Genomic DNA, 24,027 nt, shown 5'->3' with positions numbered 1-24,027 from the left:
CGCGGCGACCTACCCGCGGACCCAGTCGACGGTCAGCGCGGGCACCAGGTGGTCGTCCTCGCCGGTCGACCAGTGCGGGAAGTCGAAGACGGCGATCATCACCTGCATCGGGTACGTCGGTGGGCCCGCGCACCGGCGTACCTCTTCGCCGTCCACGGTGAACACCGCCGCGGAGGCGTCCCAGTCCACGGCGTACGTGTGCATCTCGCTCACGTCGATCGGCAGCCGGGGAGCGGCGAAGTCCTGCTGGAGCGCCGGGTCGCGGAACGCCTTGATCCCGACCCCGACCTCGGCGGACGGCCCGGGCCCGAGGTCCTTGCCGAAGACCTCGACCACGCAGAGCTCGCCACAGTGCTCCTGCGCCGGGTCGTCCTCGAAGCCGCTGAGCCACATCGCCGCCATCGACCGCGGCGAGAGCGTCATCGCGCACCGGATCTCGGCCCGCCCCGACGCCGGCAGCCATCCCTCGAGGCGCGGCTGCTCCTCGAGCACCACCTGTCCCTCCCGGAACCGCTGCTGCCCGCGATGGCTGCCGACCGGGCCCGACCAGCTCCCGGACTGGACGCCCGAGACCCGCAGCGGCGGCTCGTGGTCGCCGGCGCACCACAGCCCCTGGGACGGGGGAATGGACAGCGTCAGGCAGGAGTTCTCCACGGTGTACGTCGCCGCGCTCGCCGACCGTGAGCTCCACGCCGGCAGGTAGGACGTCAGCCAGGTGGAGCGATCCACGTCCGCCTGGTCGAAGTCGTCCACGAGATACGGGGAGCCGTCGGGCACCCGTCCACGGTAGGCCAGGCGGTCGGCGCGGCGCCCCGGTTCGATATCCGGAGCCCGAGCGCGCTAGGCTAGACAGCAGTGGCGCGTGAACACAGCTCTCTTGCATGCCCGGATCCCTCGGCCCTCACGGGCCCGGTCCGGACCTGTGTGGGATGTCGGAAGCGGGCCGCCAAGAGCGAGTTGTTGCGGGTGACCGCCGGCTCGGATGCAGACGGCCAGCCGGTCGTCGTACCCGATCCGACAGCCACCGCACCCGGTCGGGGAGCGCACCTGCACCCCACTGCCGAGTGCTTCGAGCTCGCCGTACGCCGGAAGGCTTTCGGCCGTGCCCTTCGGGTCACGACGGGGCTCTCCAGCGCACCGGTGGCTGAGCACCTCTCGCACGCACACCAACCCTGATCGACCGACAGAAACTGGAGCAGCAGCTCATGAGCACTCGATGAGTTCTTTCCGATGAGTTTGCACCCCCACTAACGGTCTGAATCACCCCCCAGGCAAGCAGCTCTGGACCCGGGTCTCAGGCCAGAAGGAGAAGCGTGGCTAAGACCCGAGTTCACGAGCTCGCCAAGGAGTTCGGCGTCGAGAGCAAGTTTGTTCTCGAGAAGTTCAAGGAAATGGGGGAGTTCGTCAAGTCGGCGAGCTCCACCGTCGAGTTGCCTGCGGAGATGCGTTTCCGCAAGGAGGTCGGCGACAAGCTGAAGGCCGACGCCCCGGCGCCGGCCGCGGCTCCCGCCAAGCCCGGCCCCAAGGCACCCGCCAAGAAGGCGGCCGCTCCCGCGCCCGCCGAGGTCGCGGAGCCCGTCGAGGCGGCCGCACCCGTGGCCGAGTCGGTCGCGGAGACCGCGGCCCCTGAGTCTCCCGCTGCCCCCAAGCCCGGCCCCAAGAAGGCCGCTGCTGCCGAGGCTCCGGTCGAGGAGGCTCCGGCAGCGACCGAGCCGCCGGCCGAGCCCGAGGCGCCCGCCGCCTCCGGCACCCCCAAGGCTCCCGCCCCCCGTCCGGTGGGCAAGCCCGCCGGCACCCCCCGTCCGGGCAACAACCCGTTCGCGTCCAGCCAGGGCATGGGCCGTCGGCCCGCTCCGGCCCGCGAGGGTGCTCCCGGTGCCGCTCCTGCCGCTCCGGGTGCTCCCGGCGGCGAGAACCGTCCGCCGCGTCCTCCGGGCGCCCGTGACGGTGGCGCGCCCGGTCGCCCGGGCATGCCGCGCCCCAACCCGGCGATGATGCCCAAGTCCCCGGCCGCCTTCGGTGGCGGCCCCGGCGGTCGTGGTCCCGGTGGTCCCGGCGGCGCTCGCGGTGGTCCTGGTGGCCCCGGCGGCGCTCGTGGCGGCCCCGGTGGCGGTGCCCCGGGTCGCGGTGGCGCACCCGGCCGCGGAGCTCCGGGTGCCGGCGCCGGTGCTGGTGCACCGGGTCGCACCGGTGGCTTCCCCAGCGGTGGTCGTCCCAACCGTCCCGGCCAGCGCGGCCAGACCCAGGGTGCCTTCGGTCGCCCGGGTGGCCCGTCGCGTCGTGGGCGCAAGTCCAAGCGGGCCCGTCGCCAGGAGTTCGAGGCCATGCAGGCCCCGACGATCGGTGGCGTGCGCGTCCGCAAGGGCGACGGCGAGACCGTCAAGCTGCCTCGCGGCGCGTCCCTGACGGACTTCGCCGAGCGCATCGGCGTCGACGTGTCGGCCCTGGTGCAGATGCTGTTCTCGCTGGGCGAGATGGTCACGGCGACCGAGTCGGTCAACGACGAGACGTTCGAGCTGCTCGGTGAGGAGCTCAACTACGTCGTCCAGGTCGTGTCCCCGGAGGACGAGGACCGCGAGCTGCTCGAGTCCTTCGACCTGGGCTTCGGCGAGGACGAGGGCGACGAGGACGACCTGGCCATCCGGCCGCCGGTCGTCACCGTCATGGGTCACGTCGACCACGGCAAGACCAAGCTCCTCGACGCGCTGCGCAACGCCAACGTCGTCGACAAGGAGGCCGGTGGCATCACGCAGCACATCGGTGCCTACCAGGTCACGGCGGAGGTCGACGGCAACGAGCGTCGGATCACCTTCATCGACACCCCGGGTCACGAGGCGTTCACCGCCATGCGTGCTCGTGGTGCGCAGGCCACCGACATCGCGATCCTCGTGGTCGCGGCCGACGACGGTGTCATGCCGCAGACGGTGGAGGCGCTCAACCACGCCAAGGCCGCCGGCGTCCCGATCGTGGTCGCGGTCAACAAGATCGACAAGCCGGACGCGGACCCGACCAAGGTCCGTGGCCAGCTGACCGAGTACGGCCTGGTGCCCGAGGAGTACGGCGGCGACTCGATGTTCGTCGACGTCTCGGCCAAGTCCGAGCTCAACCTCGACAAGCTGCTCGAGGCGGTCATCCTGACCGCCGACGCGTCGCTCGACCTGCGGGCCAACCCCAACCAGGACGCCCAGGGTCTCGTCATCGAGGCGCACCTCGACCGTGGTCGCGGCCCGGTCGCCACGGTGCTGGTCCAGCGCGGCACGCTGCACGTGGGCGACTCGATCGTCGCGGGAGCCGGCTACGGCCGGGTCCGGGCGATGCTCGACGAGCACGGCGAGAACATCACCGAGGCCGACCCGTCGCGCCCGGTGATGGTGCTCGGACTCACCGCTGTCCCGGGTGCCGGTCAGACGTTCATCGTGGTCGAGGACGACCGGATGGCACGTCAGATCGCCGAGAAGCGCGAGTCGCGCGAGCGGGCGGCCATGCAGGCCAAGCGCCGCGTGCGTCGGACGCTCGAGGACTTCATGGCCTCCATGGAGAAGGGTGCGAGCCAGGAGCTCAACCTCATCCTCAAGGGCGATGTGTCCGGTTCGGTCGAGGCTCTCGAGGACGCGCTGTCGCAGATCGACGTCGGCGACGAGGTCAACATCCGCGTCATCGACCGCGGTGTCGGTGCGATCACCGAGACCAACGTCGACCTGGCTGCGGCCTCCGACGCCATCATCATCGGCTTCAACGTCCGGCCCCAGGGCAAGGCGACCGAGATGGCGGACAAGGAAGGCGTGGAGATCCGGTACTACTCGGTCATCTACAACGCCATCGAGGAGATCGAGGCAGCGCTCAAGGGCATGCTCAAGCCGGAGTACGAGGAGTCGACCCTCGGCCAGGCGGAGATCCGTGCGATCTTCCGCTCGTCGAAGATCGGCAACATCGCCGGTTGCATGGTCACCAGCGGTGTCATCCGTCGCAACGCCAAGGTCCGCGTCCTCCGGGACAGCGCCGTGGTCGCCGACAACCTCGACCTGCTGTCGCTCAAGCGCGAGAAGGACGACGCGTCCGAGGTCCGCGAGGGCTTCGAGTGTGGTCTGGTGCTGCGCAACTTCCAGGACATCCGGGAAGGCGACATCATCGAGGCGTTCGAGATGCGCGAGATCCCGCGCAGCTGATCGGCTAGTCACTGTCGAGTCGGCGCCAGTTCACCTGAAACTGGCGCCGACTCGGCGATTTGAGAGAGTAGGAACCATGAGCAACCCTCGCGTCCGCAAGATCGCCGACCGGATCAAGGTCGTCGTCGCGGAGATGCTGGAACGACGGATCAAGGACCCCCGCCTCGGGTTCGTCACCGTGACCGACGTCCGGGTCACCGGCGACTCGCAGCAGGCGACGATCTTCTACACGGTGCTCGGTGCCGACGGTGACGACGAGGCCGCCCTGGCCAGCACGGCCGCGGCGCTGGAGTCGGCCAAGGGCCTCATCCGGGCCGAGGTCGCCAAGCAGCTCGGCACCCGGACGGCGCCGACGCTGACCTTCATCGCGGACGCCCTGCCCGAGACGGCCCGCCAGCTCGACGAGGTCCTGGCCCGGGCCAAGGCGGCCGACGACGAGGTCGCCGCCCGCCGGGTCGCGACGTACGCCGGCGACGCGGACCCGTACAAGAAGCCGCGCGAGGTCGTCGCCGACGACGAGGCCGACGAGGCCGACGAAGACGACGACGAGTGACGGCTGAGTCCGGCCTGGTCGTCGTCGACAAGTCGGGCGGCATGACGTCGCACGACGTGGTGTCCCGGGTTCGCCGGCTGGCCGGCACCCGCAAGGTCGGCCACGCCGGCACGCTCGACCCGATGGCGACCGGCGTGCTGGTGCTGGGGGTCAACCGGGCGACCCGGCTGCTCGGTCACCTGATGCTGACCGAGAAGGGGTACGACGCGACGATCCGCCTCGGTGTCTCGACGACCACCGACGACGCCGAGGGCGAGGTCACCGCGACGGCGTCGACCGACGGGCTCGAGGAGGCCGTCGTCCGCGCCGCCGCAGGCGAGTTCGTCGGCGACCTGCTGCAGGTGCCGACGGCTGTCTCCGCGATCAAGGTCGACGGCAAGCGTGCCTACCAACGCGTCCGCGACGGTGAGGAGGTCGAGCTGAAGGCCCGACCCGTCACCGTGCACGAGCTCACGGTCCGCGCCGTGCGCGGCGCCGAGGTCGACCTCTCGGTGCGCTGCTCGAGCGGCACCTACATCCGCGCCATCGCCCGCGACCTGGGCGCCCGGCTCGGCGTCGGCGGCCACCTGACCGCGCTGCGGCGTACCGCCGTCGGACCCTACGACTTGGCGAGCGCCCGCACGCTCGACCAGCTGGGGGAGGCCCCTCCCGGACTGCAGGGCGTGCTGATGCCGATCGCCGACGCCGCCCGCGCCGCGTTCCCCAGCCGCGAGCTCGACGACACCCAGGCTGCCGACGTCCGCGTCGGTCGGGCCCTCGACGTCGGCCTGGACGAGCTCACCGCGGTGTTCGCGCCCGACGGCGAGTTCCTCGCCCTGTACGAGCCGCGCGGTGAGACGGCCAAGGCCGTCGCCGTGTTCGTCTAGCCCGGTCGATAGTCTCTCCTCCGTGCAGATCTGGCGCTCCCTCGACGAGGTCCCGGCTGACCTCGGCCCGACCACGGTGGTGATCGGGAACTTCGACGGCGTGCACCTCGGGCACCGGCACGTGCTGGCCCGGGCCCGCGAGATCGCCGACGAGCGGTCGCTGCCCGTCGTGGCGGTCACCTTCGACCCGCACCCGATGGCGGTGCTCCGCCCCGAGCACGCTCCGACGATGCTGACCTCCCTCGAGGTCCGCGCCGAGCTGCTGGGCGCCGTCGGCGCCGACCACGTCCTCGCCGTGCCATTCGACCGCGACGTCGCGGGCTGGTCGCCGGAGGAGTTCATCGAGCGCGTGCTCGTCGACACCCTCCACGCGGCGGCCGTGGTCGTCGGCGCCAACTTCCGCTTCGGCCACCGCGCCTCCGGCGACGTGGCCACGCTGCGCGAGGTGGGTGCGCGGCTCGGCTTCACCGCCGAGGGCATCCCGCTCGACGGCGGTCCGCAGGTGTGGTCCTCGACGTACGTCCGAATGAGCGTGGCCGCCGGCGACGTCGCCGGTGCCGCCGAGGCCCTCGGACGTCCGTACGCCGTGCGCGGCGTGGTCGTCCAGGGCGACCAGCGCGGCCGCGGGCTGGGCTTCCCGACCGCCAACGTGCCGACCAGCTCGATGACCGCCGGGCCGCCCGACGGGGTCTACGCCGGCTGGTTGCGGCGCCTCGACACGGGGGAGCGCTACCCGGCCGCGATCAGCGTCGGCACCAACCCGACCTTCAACGGCGTCCGGGACCGACGCGTCGAGAGCTACGTGCTCGACCGCACCGACCTGGAGCTGTACGGCGTGGAGGTCGAGGTGAGCTTCGTCGAGCGGCTGCGCGGCATGGTGGCGTTCGACTCCGTCGAGTCACTCGTCGAGCAGATGACGGCCGACGTCGACCGCGCGCGCGAGCTGCTGGTCGGATGACGGCCGAGCCGGTCGAGCCGCTGGCCGCGGCCGAGCTCTGGTTCCAGAAGCACGGCCTGCCCTACTTCGTGCCCGACGAGCGGGCCGCCGTACGCGCTGCGCTGCGCCCCGGTCGCACCCTGCCGCTCCTGGTGGCGGTGGTCGTGCTCGCGATCGCCGCCGGCGTCGGCCTCGCGTGGTTCTCCGACGAGATCAGCGCCGGGCCGGCGGTGCTGCTGGCCATCGTGCTGCTGGCGGCGCTCTGGTACGCGCTCACCGCGCTGCGGGCCCGCTCGAGTGTCGGCTGGGCGCTCAGCCGGACGTCCGGCAGCCTGCGGCTGCTGCTCCCGATGACGACCCGGGCGCTGCCGCTGCTGCTGCTCGCGATCACGTTCCTCTTCATCAACACCGAGATGTGGCAGGTCGGCGGCAACCTGACCGTCGGCGCGCTGTGGCTCGTGGTGCTGCTCTTCGCCACGCTGGCCGTGGGCTTCCTCTTCGTCCGGCTGCCCGAGGAGGTGGACCGCGCCGACGACGAGGTCGACGACGCGTTCCTGCTCCGCACCTGCGCGAAGACGCCGTTGGCCGAGGCCGCGCGTGAGCTGCTCGACGACCCGGACGCGGACCCGGCGTCGTACGCCGAGGTCACGGGCTACGAGCGCTGGAACCTGATCCTGGTGCTGATCATCGTCCAGTTCGTCCAGGTGCTGCTGCTCTCGCTGTCGGTCTTCGCGTTCCTGGTGCTCTTCGGCAGCATCATCATGAGCGGCGACGTGATGGAGGCCTGGCAGACCGACCCGACGTTCAACACCTCGCGCGCCCTGCTGCAGGTCTCGACGTTCCTCGCGGCCTTCTCCGGCCTCTACCTGACCGTGTCGACCGTGACCGACGAGGCCTACCGCGAGCAGTTCTTCGGCAGCGTGATGCGTGAGCTCGAGCGGGCCGTCGGCGTGCGCGCGGTCTACCTGGCCCTGCGGGACAGGTAGAGGCTGACTACTCGGCGTCGAGGTCCTTCTCGACGAGGGCGACGATCGCGTCGAGCGCTGCCTGGTCGTCGCTGGTGACCTCCACCAGGTCGCCGGGACCGGCGCCGAGGGTCATGATCAGCAGCGAGGAGCTGGCGTCCACCGGCTCGTCGCCGGGGAGGCCGAGCAGCACCTCGACGTCGAGCTCCTCGACGGCCTCGGAGATGAGCTGGGCGGGCCGGGCGTGCAGGCCGACGGAGGAGCCGACGGCGACGGTCTTGCTGGGCATGCGTTTCTCCTTGGGTGGGGGTACGGCGGTCAGACGGTGACGAGCTCGCGCTCGTCGGCCGTCTCTCGGTCGGTGCGGCCGATGGACTTGAGCAGGATGACGCCGGCGGCGCCGACGATCGTGCCGGCAGCGAGCGCGATCAGGTAGCCGAAGATGTTGCTGACGGCGAAGAGCACGAAGATGCCGCCGTGCGGGGCGCGGACGCCGACGTCGAGGGCCATCGAGAGGCCGCCGGTCACGGCACTGCCGGCCATGATCGCCGGGATCACGCGCAGCGGGTCGGCCGCGGCGAAGGGGATCGCGCCCTCGGTGATGAAGCTGGCGCCCAGGGCCCAAGCGGCCTTGCCGTTCTCGCGCTCCGCCGCGTTGAAGAGTCCGGGGCGTACGACGGTGGCCAGCGCCAGGGCCAGGGGCGGGACCATCCCGGCCAGCATGACCGCGGCCATGATCTTCAGCTCCGGAGCGTCGCTGGCCAACGCCGCACCACCGACACCGGCTGCCGCGAAGCTGTAGGCGACCTTGTTGAGCGGACCGCCCATGTCGAAGGCCATCATCAGGCCGAGGATGACGCCGAGCAGGATCGCGCTGCTGCCGTTGAGCGAGTTCAGGCCGTCCTGGAGCTGGTCCATCAGCCAGCCGATCGGCTTGCCGAAGACCATGATCATCAGCAGGCCGGCCACGATCGAGGTGAAGAGCGGGATGATCAGCACCGGCATCAGGCCGCGCATCCAGGTCGGGACCTTCCAGCCGGAGACCCAGTGCGCGATCACGCCGGCGAGCACGCCGCCGATGATGGCGCCGAGGAAGCCGGTCGCGGGCAGCGGGGTCGCGGCCGCGTCGGAGGCGTGCACGCCGAAGATGTTCGAGGCCAGGCCACCCATCACGAAGCCGGGCGCGATGCCCGGCCGGTCGGCGATGGCGTAGGCGATGTAGCCCGCCAGCGCCGGGATGAAGAGCATGAAGGCGGTCTTGCCGATGATGAAGAAGAGGGCCCCGATGTAGGCCGCGAGGCCGGAGCCGAAGAGCGCGTGGTCGAGGCCGAGCGCGCTCGGGTTGGGCAGGTCGAAGATCGTGTTGTTGACCGCGATGTCGCCGTAGGGCCCGACGATCTCGTAGCCGCCGAGCAGGAAGCTCAGCGCGATCAGCAGGCCGCCGGCCGCGACGAAGGGGATCATGTACGACACGCCGGTCATCAGCACGCGGCGGGTACGTCCGCCCCAGCTCTCGCCGGTCTCGCTGCCGCCGGCACCGGAGCCCTCGTCGGACCCGCCGCCCTCGACCCGGGGGGCGTTGGGGTCGTCGGCGAGGCGGAGGGCCTCGGCGATCATCGCGTCGCCCTCCCCGATCGGGCGCTTCACGCCCGAGGAGAGGAGCGGCTTGCCGGCGAAGCGGCCGCGGTCGCGGACGCCCACGTCGACAGCGAAGATGACGGCGTCGGCCGCTGCGATCGTCGCGGCGGGCAGCGGCGTCGTACCTGCCGAGCCCTGGGTCTCGACCGTGATGTCGACGCCGGCCTTCTCGGCGGCGGCCTCGAGGGCCTCGGCGGCCATGTAGGTGTGCGCGATGCCCGTCGGGCAGGCGGTGACGGCGACCAGGCTCCGACGACCCGAAGGTGCGGTGGTCGGGGCCGCGACCGGCGACGCGGCGGGTTCGCCGACGACGTCGTTGACGAGCCGGGCGACCTCGTCGGGCGTCGTCGCCGCCCGCAGGGCGTCGGTGAACGACGCCTTCACCAGGGACCGCGCGAGCTTGGTCAGCAGCTGGAGGTGGGTGTTGGCTCCGCCCTCGGGGGCGGCGATCAGGAAGACGAGGTCGGCGGCGCCGTCCTTGGCGCCGAAGTCGACCGTCGGGGAGAGGCGGGCGAACGCCAGCGTCGGCTCCAGGACGCCGGCGGTGCGGCAGTGCGGGATGGCGATGCCGCCGGGCAGGCCGGTGGCGGACTTCGCCTCGCGGGCGAACACGTCCTCGACGAGCTGCTCCACGTCCGTCGCGCGGCCGGCGTCCTCGACGACCCGGGCGAGGGCCCGGATCACGTCGTGCTTGTCGGCGCCGAGGTCGGCGTCGAGGCGCACGAGGCTGGGGTTGATGAGGTCGGACATGGTCAATCTCCCGAGGTGATGTCGAGGCGGCGGACCGAGACGAGCTCGGGACGGACCTGGTGGGGTTGCGGGATGGTCGTGCCGGGAAGTCCGGCGGCGGCGCTGCCGTAGGCGACGGCGAGCGCGAGTCGGTGCTCGGCTGCGAGCCCGCGCAGGTCCCCGAGGAGGTAGCCGAACAGGCTGGAGTCGCCCGCACCGACCGTGCTGACCACGGTCGTGGGCGGGGGAGCGGCGTGCCACGCGCCGTCGGCGGTCACGAGGACGGCACCGTGCGGGCCGAGCGTGGCGAGCACGGTCTCGACGCCCTGGGCGACCAGGGTTGCCGCGGACCGGGCGGCGACGACGGGGTCGGACTCGAGCTCCTCGGGGTCGTCGCCTGTGAAGGAGGCCAGCTCCTCGCCGTTGGGCTTCATCAGGTGCGGGGCCGCGACCTCGAGCCCGTCGACGAGCGCGAGGAGCGGTGCGTCGGAGGTGTCGACGGCGATCCTGGCGCCGCAGCCGCTGAGGGCGGACACGAGCTCGGCGTACCAGCCGACCGGTGCGCCCGGGGGCAGCGAGCCGGCGAGCACGATCCAGTCGGCCTGGCCGGCGCGGCGCTGCAGCGACTCGGTGAGGGCGTTGAGGACCTCGCGGGTGACCGTGGGTCCCGGGCTGTTGAGCTTGGTCGTCGTGCCGTCGGGCTCGCTGATCGTGATGTTGACGCGCAGTGCGCCGTCCGTGTGCACCGGGCGGCAGTCGATGCCCGCCGCGAGCAGCTCGTGGACGAACGGGTCGTCGTCGGGGGCCGGCAGCACGGCGATCGACGGGATGCCGGCGCCGATCGACGCGCGGGAGATGTTGACGCCCTTGCCGCCGGCCTGGGAGGTCACCGACTCGGACCGGATCACGGCGCCGCGCACCAGCTGGCCCGCGAGCGCGACCGTGCGGTCGTGACTGGGGTTGGCGGTCAGGGTGAGGATCACGCCACCACGACCTCGACGTCGGCGCGCTCGAGGGCGCGTCGATCGTCGTCGGAGATGCCGTCGTCGGTGACCAGCACGTCCAGGTCGGTCAGGTCGGCGAAGCGGAGCGGCGCCTCGACGCCGACCTTGCTCGAGTCGGCCAGGCAGACCACGCGGCGGGCTGACGAGGCCATGGCGCGCTTGGCGGCCGCCTCCTCGCGGTCGGGGGTCGACAGCCCGTGGTCGAGCGTCAGCCCGTTGGTGCCGAGGAAGGCGACGTCGGCCCGCAGGACGCCGAGCGCGGCGACAGTGTCGGCGCCGACGGCCGCCTGGGTGGTGGGCCGCACGCGACCGGGGAGCAGGTGCAGCTCGACCTGCGGGCTGCCGGCGAGCCGGGCGGCGACCGGGACGGCATGGGTGACGACGGTGAGCCGGAGGTCGCGGGGGAGCAGGCTGGCGAACCGGCTGGTGGTCGACCCGGCGTCGATGAGCACGGTGCCGTCGGCGGGTGGGAGCAGGTCGAGGGCGGCGCGGGCGATCCGATCCTTCTCGGCCGTGTTCGCCTGGTCGCGCTCGCCGAGCCCGGCCTCGATCACGGCGAGCGCGGAGGCGGGGACGGCCCCGCCGTGCACGCGCCGGAGCAGACCCATCCGCTCCAGGACCGACAGGTCGCGGCGGACGGTCTCGGTCGTGACGTCGAACTGCTCGGCGATCGCCGTGACCGAGACGCGGCCGCGGTCGGTCACGAGCTGGGCCATCGCCTGCTGGCGCTCCTCGGCGTACATTGTCATCGAGCACCTGCCTCCGTTCGCGATCTGTGTATGTGTTGTTTTACGCCCGAATGTGTTGACTGTCAAGGCAGGCGGCTGGTTCACTCGTGACCATGGTCACCCCTTCTGCAGCCATCCTCCGCGGTACGCCGGTCGTGCCGGGAGTCGCCTACGGACCCGCGTCGCTCGTGCGGAGCGAGGTGTCGCCGGCGGCGATCGAGCGGTACGACGGCACGGCGTACGCCGATTCCGACGCGGCCCTCGCGGCGTACGACGCGGCCGCGGAGGCGGTCGCCGAGGGCTTCGCCCGCAAGGCCTCGAGCGCCTCCGGTGCGGCCGCCCAGGTGCTCACCGCGAGCGCGGGTCTGGCCCGCGACAAGGGGCTGCGCGGCGCGGTGCGCAAGCACCTCAGGGCGGACGTCGACGTGCTCGCCGCGGTCAACGCAGCCGTCGAGCAGTTCGTCTCGATCTTCACCGGCATGGGCGGCCTGATGGCGGAGCGGGTCACCGACCTGCAGGACATCGAGCGGCGGATCGTCGCCCAGCTCGTCGGCGAGCCGGAGCCCGGCGTCGGCGTGCCCGAGGCCCCGTGCGTGCTGGTGGCCGAGGACCTGGCGCCGGCCGACACGGCCGGCCTCGACCCGCGGCTCGTGCTCGCGCTGGTCACCGAGCGGGGCGGCCCGACCAGCCACACCGCGATCATCGCCCGCCAGCTCGGCATCCCCTGCGTGGTCGGCGTCGTCGGGGCGATGTCGCTCGCGGGTGGCACGCCGCTGCTCGTGGACGGGGTCGCCGGCACCATCGAGACCGAGGCGGACCCGGACGAGGCGGCCGACCGGGTGGCCGCCGACGCCGCTGCTCGCAGCGCGCTGGCGTCCTGGTCGGGTCCGGGCGCCACCGCGGACGGCGTACCCGTCAAGATCCTGGCCAACGTCGCGGACGGCGAGTCGGCCCGGTCGGCCGCCACCGCGCCCGTGCAGGGCGTCGGGCTCTTCCGCACCGAGCTGTCCTTCCTCAACCGCCAGGACGAGCCGTCGGTCGACGAGCAGGCGGAGATCTACGGCGAGGTGCTGGCGGCGTTCGACGGCGACCGATACGTCGTCGTGCGGACCCTCGACGCGGGCTCCGACAAGCCCGTCGCGTTCGCCACCCACGAGGGCGAGGAGAACCCCGCCCTCGGCGTCCGCGGGCTGCGGCTGTCGTTCGGCAACCCGGGCCTGCTGGACCGCCAGCTCGAGGGGATCGCCGCCGCTGCCGCCACCACCGGCACCGAGACCTGGGTGATGGCGCCGATGGTCGCGACGGTGGCCGAGGCGAAGGAGTTCGCCGACAAGGTGCACGCCCTCGGGCTCAAGGCGGGCGTCATGGTCGAGGTCCCGAGTGCCGCGCTGCTCGCCCACCGGATGCTGGAGGTCGTCGACTTCCTGTCCATCGGCACCAACGACCTGACCCAGTACACGATGGCCGCCGACCGGATGGCGACCGACCTCGCGCACCTCACCGACCCGTGGCAGCCGGCCGTGCTGCAGCTGATCGCGATCACGGCCGAGGCCGGGCGCCAGGCCGGCAAGCCGGTCGGGGTCTGCGGCGAGGCCGCCGCCGACCCGCTGCTCGCCTGCGTCCTCGTCGGCATGGGGGTCACCTCGCTGTCGATGGCCGCGGCCGCCGTACGACCGGTCGGAGCGCAGCTCGCCGCCGCGTCGATGGACGAGTGCGAGGACGCCGCCGAGGCGGCCCTGTCCGCAGCCGATCCCACCGCGGCGCGCGACGCCGTACGGGCACTGCTCGTCTAGACCCGCAGCCAGGCGAGCACGGCCCGCACGCGCCGGTGGTCGTCCTCGCCGATCGGCAGGTCGAGCTTCGTGAAGATGCTGTTGATGTGCTTGGCCACGGCCTTGTCCGTGACGTGCAGGAGCCCGGCGATCGCCGCGTTGGAGCGGCCCTCCGCCATCAGCCCGAGCACCTCGCGCTCCCGGGGGGTCAGGCGCTCGAGCGGCTCCTCGCGCTGCCGTGCCATCACGGTCGCCACGACCTCCGGGTCGAGCACGGTGCCACCCGCAGCGACGCGTCGTACGCCGTCGACGAACTCGGCGACGTCGGAGACCCGGTCCTTGAGCAGGTACCCGACGGCACCCACGCCGCTGGCCAGCAGCTCGCGGGCGTAGAGCTGCTCGACGTACTGCGACAGAACCATGACCGGGAAGCCCGGACGCGCAGCCCGTACGGCGATCGCCGCGCGCAGGCCCTCGTCCGTCTGCGACGGCGGCAGGCGTACGTCGAGCACGGCCGCCTCGGCGAGCGGGTCGAGCAGTGCCGCCGACAACGACGCCTCGTTGTCGACCGCGTGCAGGATCGTGAAGCCGTTGCCCTCGAGGAGCTGGATCAGGCCGGCCCGGAGGAGGGCGTGGTCTTCGGCGAGGACAAGACGCACGGGACCTCCAGGGTGACGATGGTCGGGCCGCCGGCCGGGCTTGAGACGCTCAGCGTGCCGTCGAACGCGGCCAGCCGCCGCATCACCCCCAGCATGCCGGTTCCGGCCCCCGGATCGGCGCCGCCACGACCGTCGTCACCGACGACCGCTCGCAGCACGTCGTCCTCGTGCGCCAGCGTGATCCAGCCGTTGCGGGCACCGGAGTGCTTGCCCACGTTGGCCAGGCACTCGGCGACGCCGAAGTAGACCGCCGACTCGACGGGGGCCGGCGGCCGCCCGGGCAGGCGGGCGTCGACCGTCACCGGGATCGCCATGTCGATCGCGAGCGCGGCGACGGCCCCCGCGAGACCACGGTCGGCGAGCACCGGCGGGTGGATGCCGCGGACGACGGAGCGCAGGTCGCCGATCGCCCCCGCGGTCGTCGACCGGGCGTCCTTGATCAGCCGCCGCGCCTGCTCGGGGTCCTCGCTGTCGAAGGCCGCGTCGGCCATGCCGAGGCTCATCGACAGCGCGACCAGGCGCGCCTGGGCGCCGTCGTGGAGGTCCCGCTCGAGCCGCCGCAGCTCGGCCGCCGAGTGGTCGACCAGGTCGGCCCGGGTCTCGGTGAGCACCTGCACGCGCTGCTCGAGCCGCTCGGTGCGGCTGTAGCAGAGGAACCAGCGGTCGAACACCGCCCGCGCCTGCATCAGGGGCGGGGTCGCGAACCACCAGATGAAGCCGGTGACGATGGCGAGCAGCAGCACGATCACGATCAGCGAGACCGTGATCCCGACGACCGGTGCGACGAGCAGCCAGCCGAGGTCGCGCCAGGTCATCGGGTCGGCGAGCACGGTGCGCGCCTTGACGAAGAAGCCGCCCGGCGGCAGGGGACGGTACGGCGGGGGCAGCTCCGTGCCCAGCGTCCGCGCGGCCATCGACCGGTGCAGGTTCGCCACCCACCGGGTCGCCGGGACCACCGCGGCGAGGATGCCGATGCCGACCCACACGACCACGAGCACGCCGCCGACGACCCAGAGGACGAACAGCACGATCATCAGGATCGAGAGGAAGAACTGGGCCACGGCGTACCCGGTCAGCAGGAGCCGTCCGGGCGGCGCGGTCGTCGACGTGGTGCTCACCGGTCCATCCTCTCCGGCCAGCCCGACCTCGCGCAGTGGTGCTGGCACCACCACCGTCCGGGACCCTGCGCCCCTGACGTGCGCCGTCACAGATCCGAGGGTTGAACCACCTACCAATCCCAGGAGAGACGGCCATGGGCAACCCACTCACAGCAGTACCGATGAAGGCGGCGCGATGGAGCGCCGAGCACCCCTGGAGAGCGATCCTCGGCTGGGTCGCGTTCGTCGCGATCGCGGTCGGGCTCGCGATCGCCATCCCCACTCACGAGGCCACCGACGCCGACTACCGCATCGGTGAGTCGGGTCGCGCCGACGCGATGGTGGCGCGGGCCCACCTCGAGCAGCCCGACACCGAGAACGTCCTGATCACGGCGAAGTCCGGCGATCTCGACACCGCGGCCGCCGAGAAGGCCGCCGCAGCCTTCACCGCCGCGGCGAAGGCCACCCACGGGGTCGCCGACGTCGCGAAGCCCCAGTGGAACAAGGGCCGTACGGCGCTGCTCCTCTCGGTCGAGCTCGACCACGGGGTCGAGCACGCGGACGCCGTGCAGGCGGTCACCGACGGCGTGCAGGAGGACTTCTCGGACCTCCAGGTCCGCGAGGCCGGCGACCTGACGCTCGACGACGCGATCAACGACCGCGTCGCCGACGACCTCGGTTCCGCCGAGACGATCAGCCTCCCGGTGACGCTGGTGCTGATGCTGCTCGCCTTCGGCGCGCTGATCGCGGCCGGCATCCCGGTGCTGCTCGCCGGCACCAGCGTCGCGGCGACCCTCGGCCTCTTGGCTGCGCTGTCGCACCTCGTGCCCGCCGACTCCACCGTGTCCAGCATGATCGTGCTGATCGGCATGGCGGTCGGCGTGGACTACTCACTCTTCTACCTCAAGCGCGCCCGCGAGGAGCGCGACAAGGGCCGCACCACCCTCGACGCCGTCGAGATCGCCGCGCGGACCTCGGGCCACTCGATCCTGGTGTCCGGCGGCGCGGTGATCGCGTCGATGGCCGGCCTCTTCGTGGTCGGCAACGCGACCTTCAACTCGCTCGCGATCGGCGCGATCCTCGTCGTCGCGGTCGCCGTGCTCGGCTCGATCACTGTGCTGCCCGCCCTGCTGGTCAAGCTCGGCCGCTGGGTCGACCGCCCGCGCGTCCCGCTCCTGTGGCGGGTCAACCGCAAGATCGGTCGCGGTGGCATCAGCAGCCGCCTGCTCTCCCCGGTGGTGCGCCACCCCGTCGTCGCGCTCGGTCTCTCCGGTGTCGTGATCGTCGGTCTCGCCATCCCGGCGCTCGGCATGAAGACCCACTCCGACACGCTCGACACGCTGCCCGCCTCGATCCCGCAGGTGCAGACCGTCAAGGACATCAGCGCGAGCTTCCCCGCCGACGAAGGTGCCTCGGCGCGGGTCGTGGTGCGGTCGGACGGTGCGTCCGCCCAGCAGGTCACCGCGGCGCTCGACGACCTGACCCGCAAGGCCGTCGCCACCGGCGACTTCGTGGCGTCGGGTCGTGGAGTCCAGACCTCGCAGGACGGCACCACGTCGCTGATCGTGCTCGGCATGCCGTTCGACGAGACCGACCCGCGCGTCAACGACGCCCTGCTCGACCTGCGGGGCGACCTCGTGCCCGCCGCGCTGGATGGCGTCGTCGGTCGGACCGGTGCGTACGCCGTCGGCGGCGACGCCGCGGAGAGCCTCGACTTCGCCCAGCAGCAGGACGGCCGGCTCGTGCTCGTCATCGGCTTCGTGCTCCTGCTGACCATGCTGATCATGGCCACGACGTTCCGCAGCATCCCGCTCGCGCTCGTCTCGACGGTGCTCAACCTCGCCTCGATCGGCGCGGCCTTCGGGGTGATGACCCTCGTCTTCCAGCACGGCTGGGGGAGCGGACTGCTCGACTTCACCAGCCCGGGCTTCGTGGTCGACTGGCTGCCGCTCTTCGTGCTGGTGGTCCTCGTCGGCCTGTCGATGGACTACCACGTCTTCGTCCTCAGCCGGATCCGCGAGCACATGGACGACGGGCTCCCGACCCGGCTCGCGGTCGAGCGCGGCATCGCCGACACGGCCGGCGTGGTCACCAGCGCGGCCGCGGTGATGGTGTCGGTGTTCGCCATCTTCGCGACGCTCAGCATGATCGAGATGAAGATGATGGGCGTCGGCCTGTCGGCCGCGATCCTGCTCGACGCGACGCTGGTCCGCCTGGTGATGCTGCCGGCGATCCTGGTCCTCATCGGCGACAAGGTGTGGTGGCCGTGGAAGCCGCGCCGCCCGCGGGCGCAGGTGGTCGAGGAGCCCGAGCCGGCGTACGCAGGGTCCTATGTCGAGTAACTGGATGATGTTAGTGTGCGGAGCATGGACGCCTCGTCTCGGGCGACGACCCGCCGCACCCTGCTCCGCTCTGCCGCCGTCGTCGGCGGACTGATCGCCACGCAAGCGCTCGCGCCACTCGGCCGGGCGCTTGCTGGCGCTCCGGCCATCCTCAAGCCGCTGCCGGCCGACCAGTTCGTCGACTTCGGCACCAACGCGGAGATGCGCTGGTCGTCCGTGGACCCTCGCCGCTACCTGACCCCGCCGTCGCGGCTCTTCGTCCGCAACCACACGGTGACGCCGACGATCGACGCATCGACGTACGCCCTGAAGGTGTACGGCGACGGCCTCCGTCGTCCACGCACCGTCGACGACCCGGTGACGGTGACCCTGCGCGACCTCCGGCGGCTCCCGCGCACCACGCTGATCACCACCCACGAGTGCACCGGCAACGGGCGCAGCTTCTTCGCCAGCCAGCAGGGCACGCCCGCGGCCGGCACCGCCTGGACCCTCGGTGCGGTCGGTGCCGTCCGCTGGGAGGGCGTCCGGCTCCGCGACCTCCTGCGCCACGTCGGCCTCGACCGCGACGCGGTGTCGGTGCAGGCGACCGGTCTCGACCCGAGCTACGTGACCGGAGGCGTCGACTACGGGCCGGTGCGGCGCCCGTTCCCGGTCAGCAAGGCGCTCGACGACGCGCTCCTGGTCTGGGGGATGAACGGCGAGCCCCTGCTCCCCGACCACGGCTACCCGCTGCGCCTGGTGCTGCCCGGCTGGGTCGGCATCGGGAGCATCAAGTGGCTCGGCTCGCTGGAGGTCTCCACGAGCGAGCTCACCTCGCCGTGGAACACGAAGTGGTACCGGATCGGCGACGAGGTCCTCACCACCAACCCGGTCCGCTCGGCATGGGAGCTGCCCTGGGACGCCCAGCTCGCGCGCGGCCGCACCCTGCGCCTGACCGGCCGGTCCTGGAGCGGTGCCGCGCCGATCCGGCGCGTCGAGGTGAGCGTCGACGGAGGTACGACGTGGCAGCGGGCCGACCTGGACCGGGCTCGCCAGCGCGGCTGGACCCAGTGGACCTGGACGTGGCGGCGCCCCGAGGCGGGCTCCCACGAGCTGCTCGCCCGGGCGACCGACGCGGCCGGTCGCACCCAGCCGCTCGTCACGCCGTTCAACGCCAACGGCTACTTCTTCGACGCGATCGTGCGGCACCCGGTCACGGTCGTCTGAACCAGGGTTTCGCAGAGGCTGCGCGCGGACACCCTGACCTCGACACCCCGTACCCGGGGTGCAGGAGAGGGAGAGACATCATGGGTTACGGACTCGGCATCTTCTTGCTGGCGGTGGGGCTCATCCTCGCGCTGGCGGTGACCGACCAGATCTCCAACGTCGACCTGACCATGGTGGGCTGGATCCTCAGCGCCGCCGGTCTGCTCGTCATCGTGCTGACCGCGGCCACGGCGGCCTCGCGCCGACGCTCGACCGCCGTGACGCAGTACTCCGACGGCAGCCGCGTCGTCACCGAGCGCAACGACCCGCCGCCGGCCGTCTGACCAGCCGCTAACGGTCCTGCACGACCCTCGGATGCGCCTCGGGGCGCAGCCAGGTGAGCAGCCACCGCATCTGGCTCGGCCGGCCGACCTGGGTGCACCCGGCGGTCGGCGCCCACGCGTGCCCGGGCTTCGACGTGTGGTAGAAGATCCCGCTGCCCTTGCCGGGCACGGGCCGGGGCCCGACGCCGGGGCGGAGCCGGACGCGGTTGAAGTCGAGGACCCACCCGGACCGCATCGACGGTCGGTTGCCCGACGTGACGCCCCGGACCTCCAGCCACGTGTTGTAGTTGCGCCCGGCCCGCTCGGACACGATCGACGTCGCGCGCCGCTGCCGCCAGGGCATCAGCCCGGGGTTGGCCCTCGACGTCGTGAACGTGACCTTGATCCGGTAGACGCCGACGGGGGAGCGGCCGTCGCCCTCGCGCTGCTTGCCCCACCCCCGGCTGCCGATCGACGAGCGGAACTCACGCAGCTTCGTCCAGGCGCCGTCGTCGTCACGCTCCCAGGCCTGGGTGACCGTGCACCAGACCTTCCGGCAGTACTTCCGGCTCGAGACGGTGCGCACCACCTGCGTCGTACCGGCCGGCAGGTCCGCCGCCCAGGACGGTACGGCGGAGCGCGGGGCGGGCGCCGTCGCGACGGCCGGCACGACGGCGGACGTCGTGCCCACCAGCACCAGCGCGGCGAGGAGGAGTCCGAGACGAGCGAGCATGTCCCGATGGTGCCACGCTCGATTGGGCCCGCGACACGCCGACGCGGTAAGGTTCTCCGGTTGCCTGCACAGGCGACAACTGCCGTCCAACGGCCGCGGAACCAGAGTGCCCCGGTGAACAGGCCCGGGCGCGCCGCGCAACGACTGAGCCCGGGAGGGCCGGAGAAGGAGCCCGCATGTCGATCGGTACTGACGCGGAGACCAAGAAGAAGATCGCTGCCGAGTACGCCACCAGCGAGGGTGACACGGGTTCGCCCGAGGTCCAGATCGCGCTGCTGAGCCACCGGATCAGCCACCTCACCGAGCACCTCAAGACGCACAAGCACGACCACCACAGCCGTCGTGGTCTGCTCCTGCTCGTCGGTCGTCGTCGTCGCCTGCTGAACTACCTGCAGAAGACCGAGATCGCCCGGTACCGGACGATCGTCGAGCGCCTCGGCCTGCGACGCTGACCACCCGATCTTGCGGGGCGGAGCGGTTGCCCCTCTCGGGCAGCCGCTTCGTCTGCATTTCGACCCGACGCCGATAGTGTCGGGTTGCACCACAACTGAATCCGAGTAATACCCCTAGGAGCAGACCGCTTCGTGCTGGCCCGGTCCTCGGTAGTGGCCCTCCCTGTGCGCACCAGGTGCGCACCACCACGACGGTGGGGCAGGGCGGGCCTCGATCGAAGACCGGCAGCAGCGGTGGCTCCGTGAAACAGAACAGGGAACGACCCTTGACTGAAACCACGTCCAACGAGCCCGTGATCTCCGCCGTCGAGACTGTCCTCGACAACGGCAAGCACGGCCAGCGCACGGTCAAGTTCGAGACCGGCCTCCTCGCCCGGCAGGCCGCCGGTGCGGTGACCGCCTACCTCGACGACGACACCATGCTGCTGTCGGCCACCACGGCCGGCAAGCACCCCAAGGACCACTTCGACTTCTTCCCCCTGACGATCGACGTCGAGGAGCGGATGTACGCCGCGGGCAAGATCCCCGGCTCGTTCTTCCGGTCCGAAGGCCGTCCGGGCGAGGACGCGATCCTCACCTGCCGCCTGATCGACCGCCCGCTGCGCCCGACCTTCAAGAAGGGTCTGCGCAACGAGGTCCAGGTCGTCATCACCGTGATGGCGCTCGACCCCAACACGCCGTACGACGTCCTCGCGATCAACGCGGCGTCGCTCTCCACCCAGATCTCCGGCCTGCCGTTCTCCGGTCCGGTCGGCGCCGTCCGCGTCGCCCTGATCGAGGGCCAGTGGGTGGCGTTCCCGACCCACAGCCAGCTCGAGGACGCGGTCTTCGACATGGTGGTCGCGGGTCGCGTCACCGACACCGGCGACGTCGCGATCATGATGGTCGAGGCCGAGGCCACCGAGCAGACCTGGACCCTCGTCGAGGGTGGCGTGCAGGCCCCGACCGAGGCCGTCGTCGCCGGCGGCCTGGACGCGTCCAAGCCGTTCATCAAGCAGCTGTGCGAGGCCCAGCAGGAGCTCGCCAACGTCGCCGCGAAGCCGGTGCAGGAGTTCCCGATCTTCCTCGACTACGAGGACGACGTCTACGACGCCGTCGACGCGGCCGTGGGCGCCGAGGTCCGCGACCTCTACAGCGTCGGTGGCCAGCGCGAGCGCACCCTGAGCAAGCAGGAGCGCGACGACGAGGCCGACAAGATCAAGGCCAGCCTGCTGGAGAAGCTGGCCGACCAGTTCGAGGGCCGTGACAAGGAGGTCGGCGCCGCCTACCGCGCGGTGACCAAGAAGGCCGTCCGCGAGCAGGTCCTGCGCGACAAGGTCCGCATCGACGGCCGCGGCCTTGCCGACATCCGTCCGCTGCACGCCGAGGTCGGCGTGATCCCGCGGGTGCACGGCTCCGCGCTGTTCGAGCGTGGCGAGACCCAGATCCTGGGCGTCACCACCCTCGACATGCTCAAGATGGAGCAGCAGCTCGACACGCTGTCGCCGGAGAAGCACCGGCGCTACATGCACAAGTACATCTTCCCGCCGTTCTCCACCGGCGAGACCGGCCGCGTCGGCTCCCCGAAGCGTCGCGAGGTCGGCCACGGTGCGCTCGCGCGCCGGGCCCTGCTGCCGGTGCTGCCCGACCGTGAGCAGTTCCCGTACGCCATCCGCCAGCTCTCCGAGGCCATGGGCTCCAACGGCTCGACCTCGATGGGCTCGGTCTGCGCGTCCACCCTGGCGCTGCTCCAGGCCGGTGTGCCGCTCAAGGCGTCCGTCGCGGGCATCGCGATGGGCCTCATCTCCGGCGAGGTCGACGGCGAGACGCAGTACGTCGCGCTCACCGACATCCTCGGTGCCGAGGACGCGTTCGGCGACATGGACTTCAAGGTCGCCGGCACCCGGGAGTTCGTCACCGCGCTCCAGCTCGACACCAAGCTCGACGGCATCCCGGCCGAGGTCCTCGCTGCGGCGCTGAACCAGGCCAAGGACGCCCGGATGACGATCCTCGACGTGATGGCCGAGGCCATCGACGAGCCCGAGGAGATGTCGATCCACGCCCCGCGGATCATCACGATCAAGGTCCCCGTGGACAAGATCGGCGAGGTCATCGGCCCGAAGGGCAAGATCATCAACCAGATCCAGGACGACACCGGTGCCTCGATCTCGATCGAGGACGACGGCACGATCTACATCGGTGCCACCAACGGTGAGGCCGCTCAGGCTGCGAAGGACGCGATCAACCAGATCGCGAACCCGACCATGCCGGAGGTCGGCGAGCGCTACCTGGGCACGGTCGTCAAGACGACCAACTTCGGCGCGTTCGTGTCGCTGATGCCGGGCAAGGACGGGCTGCTGCACATCAGCAAGCTGCGCGACCTGGCCGGCGGCAAGCGTGTCGACGCCGTCGAGGACGTCGTGTCGGTGGGCCAGAAGATCCAGGTCCAGATCGCCGAGATCGACGACCGCGGCAAGCTGTCGCTGGTCCCGTACATCGAGGGCTCCTCGGACGACGCTGCCGGCGAAGGCGCGGACGACTCCGAGTGACCAAGGCTCCATCGTCGACCCGCCCCCAGGCAACTGCGGGCGGGTCGACGCCTTCTCAGACCACCGTCACGCTCGTCACCGAGCGCGACGGTGCGGGACAGGTGACCTCACGGGTCCGTCGTACGACGTTGCGCAGCGGGCTGCGCATCATCACCGAGCAGCAGGCGGGGGTCCGCTCCGCGGCGATCGGCGTGTGGGTGGGCGTCGGCTCGCGCGACGAGTCGCCGGCCCTGCACGGGTGCTCCCACTTCCTCGAGCACCTGCTCTTCAAGGGCACGCCCCACCGGTCGGCGCTGGACATCTCGGTGGCCCTGGACGCGGTCGGCGGCGAGTTCAACGCCTTCACCGCGAAGGAGTACACCTGCTTCCACGCGCGCGTCCTCGACGAGGACCTGCCGCTCGCGGTCGACGTGCTCGGCGACATGATCACGAGCTCGACGCTCGCCCCCGAGGACGTCGAGGCGGAGCGCGACGTGATCCTCGACGAGATCGCGATGCACGACGACGACCCCGACGACGTCGTCCACAACCTCTTCGCCCTGCAGGCCTGGGGCGACTCGCCCCTCGGCCGCGGGATCGCCGGCACGGAGGCCTCGATCGCGTCCCTGACCCGCGACCAGGTCCACCGGTTCTACCGGCGGCACTACCGGCCCGCCAACATCGTCGTGGCCGCGGCCGGCAACGTCGACCACCACGACGTCGTACGCCGGGTCAAGGCGGCGTTCGGCCGCAACGGCTGGCTGGACGTCGAGGAGACCCCGGTCGCGCCTCGCCACGGCGGGCGCAAGCGGGTCCGGCCCGGCCAGGTCGAGGCGACCCGCCCGTTCGAGCAGGTCAACCTCGTGCTCGGCATGGAGGGCCTCGCCCGCGACGACGAGCGCCGGTTCGCGCTCGGGGTGCTCAACACCGCCCTCGGTGGCGGCACGTCGAGCCGGCTCTTCCAGGAGGTGCGTGAGCACCGCGGCCTGGCCTACTCCGTCTTCTCGTTCTCGTCCCACCACGCCGATTCCGGCCTGGTCGGAGTGTCGGTGGGCTGCCTGCCCAACCGCCTCGACGACGTCCTGGTGGTGGTGCGCGACGAGCTCGCGAAGGTGGCGCGCGACGGCATCAGTGCCGAGGAGCTCGCCCGCGGCAAGGGACAGCTTCGCGGCGGCCTCGTGCTCGGCCTCGAGGACTCCGCCTCACGGATGTCGCGCATCGGCAAGGCCGAGCTGGTCCACGACGAGCTGCTCGGGATCGACGAGGTGATGCGGCGCATCGACGCCGTCACCGTCGAGCAGGTGCGTGAGGTGGCCCGCGAGGTCTTCGGTCGACCCGAGATCCTCGCGGTCGTCGGGCCGGCCTGACCCG

Annotated in this window: 21 protein-coding genes; 13 read left to right on the top strand and 8 right to left on the bottom strand. The window is 71.8% G+C overall.

All coding sequences use genetic code 11. From position 1 onward, the window contains the following. Window positions 1-9: 9 nt before the first annotated feature. Window positions 10-777 (bottom strand): glycoside hydrolase family 16 protein, encoded by a 768-nt coding sequence (locus ABEA34_RS00215; protein ID WP_345518033.1) that lies wholly within the window; start codon window positions 775-777, stop codon window positions 10-12. Window positions 778-855: 78 nt separating this feature from the next. Between ABEA34_RS00215 and ABEA34_RS00210 the strand changes: the two genes are divergently transcribed. The 6 genes from ABEA34_RS00210 (at window position 856) to ABEA34_RS00185 (ending at window position 7,508) form a co-directional block, all read left to right on the top strand. After that, complete coding sequence (locus ABEA34_RS00210; protein WP_345518031.1) at window positions 856-1,176, top strand: YlxR family protein; 321 nt, start codon at window positions 856-858, stop codon at window positions 1,174-1,176. A 137-nt stretch (window positions 1,177-1,313) separates the two neighbouring features. Beyond that, on the top strand, window positions 1,314-4,166 hold the full coding sequence (gene infB / locus ABEA34_RS00205; protein WP_345518029.1) for a translation initiation factor IF-2: 2,853 nt from the start codon (window positions 1,314-1,316) through the stop codon (window positions 4,164-4,166). A 76-nt stretch (window positions 4,167-4,242) separates the two neighbouring features. Continuing rightward, on the top strand, window positions 4,243-4,719 hold the full coding sequence (gene rbfA, locus ABEA34_RS00200; RefSeq protein WP_345518027.1) for a 30S ribosome-binding factor RbfA: 477 nt from the start codon (window positions 4,243-4,245) through the stop codon (window positions 4,717-4,719). After that, window positions 4,716-5,585 carry a tRNA pseudouridine(55) synthase TruB gene (gene truB / locus ABEA34_RS00195; protein WP_345518025.1) on the top strand — a complete coding sequence of 290 codons (870 nt, stop codon included), beginning with the start codon at window positions 4,716-4,718 and terminating at the stop codon, window positions 5,583-5,585. Before rbfA ends, truB begins: the two co-directional genes overlap by 4 nt. A gap of 22 nt (window positions 5,586-5,607) precedes the next feature. Continuing rightward, window positions 5,608-6,543: a bifunctional riboflavin kinase/FAD synthetase gene (locus ABEA34_RS00190; RefSeq protein ID WP_345518023.1), complete on the top strand. Its 936-nt coding sequence runs from the start codon at window positions 5,608-5,610 to the stop codon at window positions 6,541-6,543. After that, entirely contained in the window at window positions 6,540-7,508 is a 969-nt protein-coding gene (locus tag ABEA34_RS00185; protein WP_345518021.1) for a hypothetical protein, read from the top strand. The genes ABEA34_RS00190 and ABEA34_RS00185 overlap by 4 nt, the downstream gene beginning before the upstream one ends. A 7-nt stretch (window positions 7,509-7,515) precedes the next feature. On the opposite strand, the gene ABEA34_RS00180 is transcribed toward ABEA34_RS00185, so the two are convergent. The 4 genes from ABEA34_RS00180 to ABEA34_RS00165 are packed head-to-tail and all read right to left on the bottom strand — an operon-like array spanning window position 7,516 to window position 11,607. Beyond that, complete coding sequence (locus ABEA34_RS00180) at window positions 7,516-7,776, bottom strand: HPr family phosphocarrier protein (RefSeq protein WP_345518019.1); 261 nt, start codon at window positions 7,774-7,776, stop codon at window positions 7,516-7,518. 29 nt (window positions 7,777-7,805) lie between these two features. After that, a complete protein-coding gene (locus tag ABEA34_RS00175) occupies window positions 7,806-9,875 on the bottom strand; it encodes a PTS fructose transporter subunit IIABC (RefSeq protein WP_345518017.1) in 2,070 nt (689 codons plus the stop codon). A gap of 2 nt (window positions 9,876-9,877) precedes the next feature. Next, window positions 9,878-10,837 (bottom strand): 1-phosphofructokinase family hexose kinase, encoded by a 960-nt coding sequence (locus tag ABEA34_RS00170; RefSeq protein ID WP_345518015.1) that lies wholly within the window; start codon window positions 10,835-10,837, stop codon window positions 9,878-9,880. After that, on the bottom strand, window positions 10,834-11,607 hold the full coding sequence (locus tag ABEA34_RS00165) for a DeoR/GlpR family DNA-binding transcription regulator (RefSeq protein WP_345518013.1): 774 nt from the start codon (window positions 11,605-11,607) through the stop codon (window positions 10,834-10,836). Before ABEA34_RS00165 ends, ABEA34_RS00170 begins: the two co-directional genes overlap by 4 nt. Window positions 11,608-11,699: 92 nt before the next feature. On the opposite strand from ABEA34_RS00165, the gene ptsP reads away from it, so the two are divergent. Next, the gene (ptsP, locus tag ABEA34_RS00160) at window positions 11,700-13,379 is read left to right on the top strand and encodes a phosphoenolpyruvate--protein phosphotransferase (protein ID WP_345518011.1); all 1,680 of its coding nucleotides are present in this window, start codon (window positions 11,700-11,702) and stop codon (window positions 13,377-13,379) included. Here ptsP and ABEA34_RS00155 read toward each other — a convergent pair. Next, window positions 13,376-14,017, bottom strand: a complete 642-nt coding sequence (locus ABEA34_RS00155; RefSeq protein WP_345518009.1) for a LuxR C-terminal-related transcriptional regulator — start codon at window positions 14,015-14,017, stop codon at window positions 13,376-13,378. The genes ptsP and ABEA34_RS00155 overlap by 4 nt on opposite strands. Next, window positions 13,969-15,135 carry a sensor histidine kinase gene (locus ABEA34_RS00150; RefSeq protein WP_345518007.1) on the bottom strand — a complete coding sequence of 389 codons (1,167 nt, stop codon included), beginning with the start codon at window positions 15,133-15,135 and terminating at the stop codon, window positions 13,969-13,971. The genes ABEA34_RS00155 and ABEA34_RS00150 overlap by 49 nt, the downstream gene beginning before the upstream one ends. A gap of 134 nt (window positions 15,136-15,269) precedes the next feature. On the opposite strand from ABEA34_RS00150, the gene ABEA34_RS00145 reads away from it, so the two are divergent. From ABEA34_RS00145 to ABEA34_RS00135, 3 genes are all read left to right on the top strand, one after another. Beyond that, a complete protein-coding gene (locus ABEA34_RS00145; protein ID WP_345518005.1) occupies window positions 15,270-17,456 on the top strand; it encodes an MMPL family transporter in 2,187 nt (728 codons plus the stop codon). A gap of 24 nt (window positions 17,457-17,480) precedes the next feature. After that, complete coding sequence (locus tag ABEA34_RS00140; protein WP_345518003.1) at window positions 17,481-18,662, top strand: sulfite oxidase; 1,182 nt, start codon at window positions 17,481-17,483, stop codon at window positions 18,660-18,662. Between the two features lie 80 nt (window positions 18,663-18,742). Then, window positions 18,743-18,985 (top strand): DUF6458 family protein, encoded by a 243-nt coding sequence (locus ABEA34_RS00135; RefSeq protein ID WP_345518001.1) that lies wholly within the window; start codon window positions 18,743-18,745, stop codon window positions 18,983-18,985. A gap of 7 nt (window positions 18,986-18,992) precedes the next feature. On the opposite strand, the gene ABEA34_RS00130 is transcribed toward ABEA34_RS00135, so the two are convergent. Continuing rightward, window positions 18,993-19,697, bottom strand: coding sequence for a L,D-transpeptidase family protein (locus ABEA34_RS00130; protein WP_345517999.1), 705 nt, complete (start codon window positions 19,695-19,697; stop codon window positions 18,993-18,995). 176 nt (window positions 19,698-19,873) lie between these two features. Here ABEA34_RS00130 and rpsO point away from each other — a divergent pair, with 176 nt between their 5' ends. The 3 genes from rpsO (at window position 19,874) to ABEA34_RS00115 (ending at window position 24,023) form a co-directional block, all read left to right on the top strand. Beyond that, window positions 19,874-20,149 (top strand): 30S ribosomal protein S15, encoded by a 276-nt coding sequence (gene rpsO / locus ABEA34_RS00125; RefSeq protein WP_345517997.1) that lies wholly within the window; start codon window positions 19,874-19,876, stop codon window positions 20,147-20,149. A gap of 266 nt (window positions 20,150-20,415) precedes the next feature. Next, the gene (locus ABEA34_RS00120) at window positions 20,416-22,677 is read left to right on the top strand and encodes a polyribonucleotide nucleotidyltransferase (protein ID WP_345517995.1); all 2,262 of its coding nucleotides are present in this window, start codon (window positions 20,416-20,418) and stop codon (window positions 22,675-22,677) included. A 101-nt stretch (window positions 22,678-22,778) separates the two neighbouring features. Next, complete coding sequence (locus ABEA34_RS00115) at window positions 22,779-24,023, top strand: M16 family metallopeptidase (protein WP_345517993.1); 1,245 nt, start codon at window positions 22,779-22,781, stop codon at window positions 24,021-24,023. Window positions 24,024-24,027: the final 4 nt, after the last annotated feature.

The sequence above is a fragment of the Nocardioides conyzicola genome, assembly GCF_039543825.1.
Taxonomy (GTDB): Bacteria; Actinomycetota; Actinomycetes; order Propionibacteriales; family Nocardioidaceae; genus Nocardioides; species Nocardioides conyzicola.
This window is presented reverse-complemented; position numbering and strand designations above follow the sequence as displayed.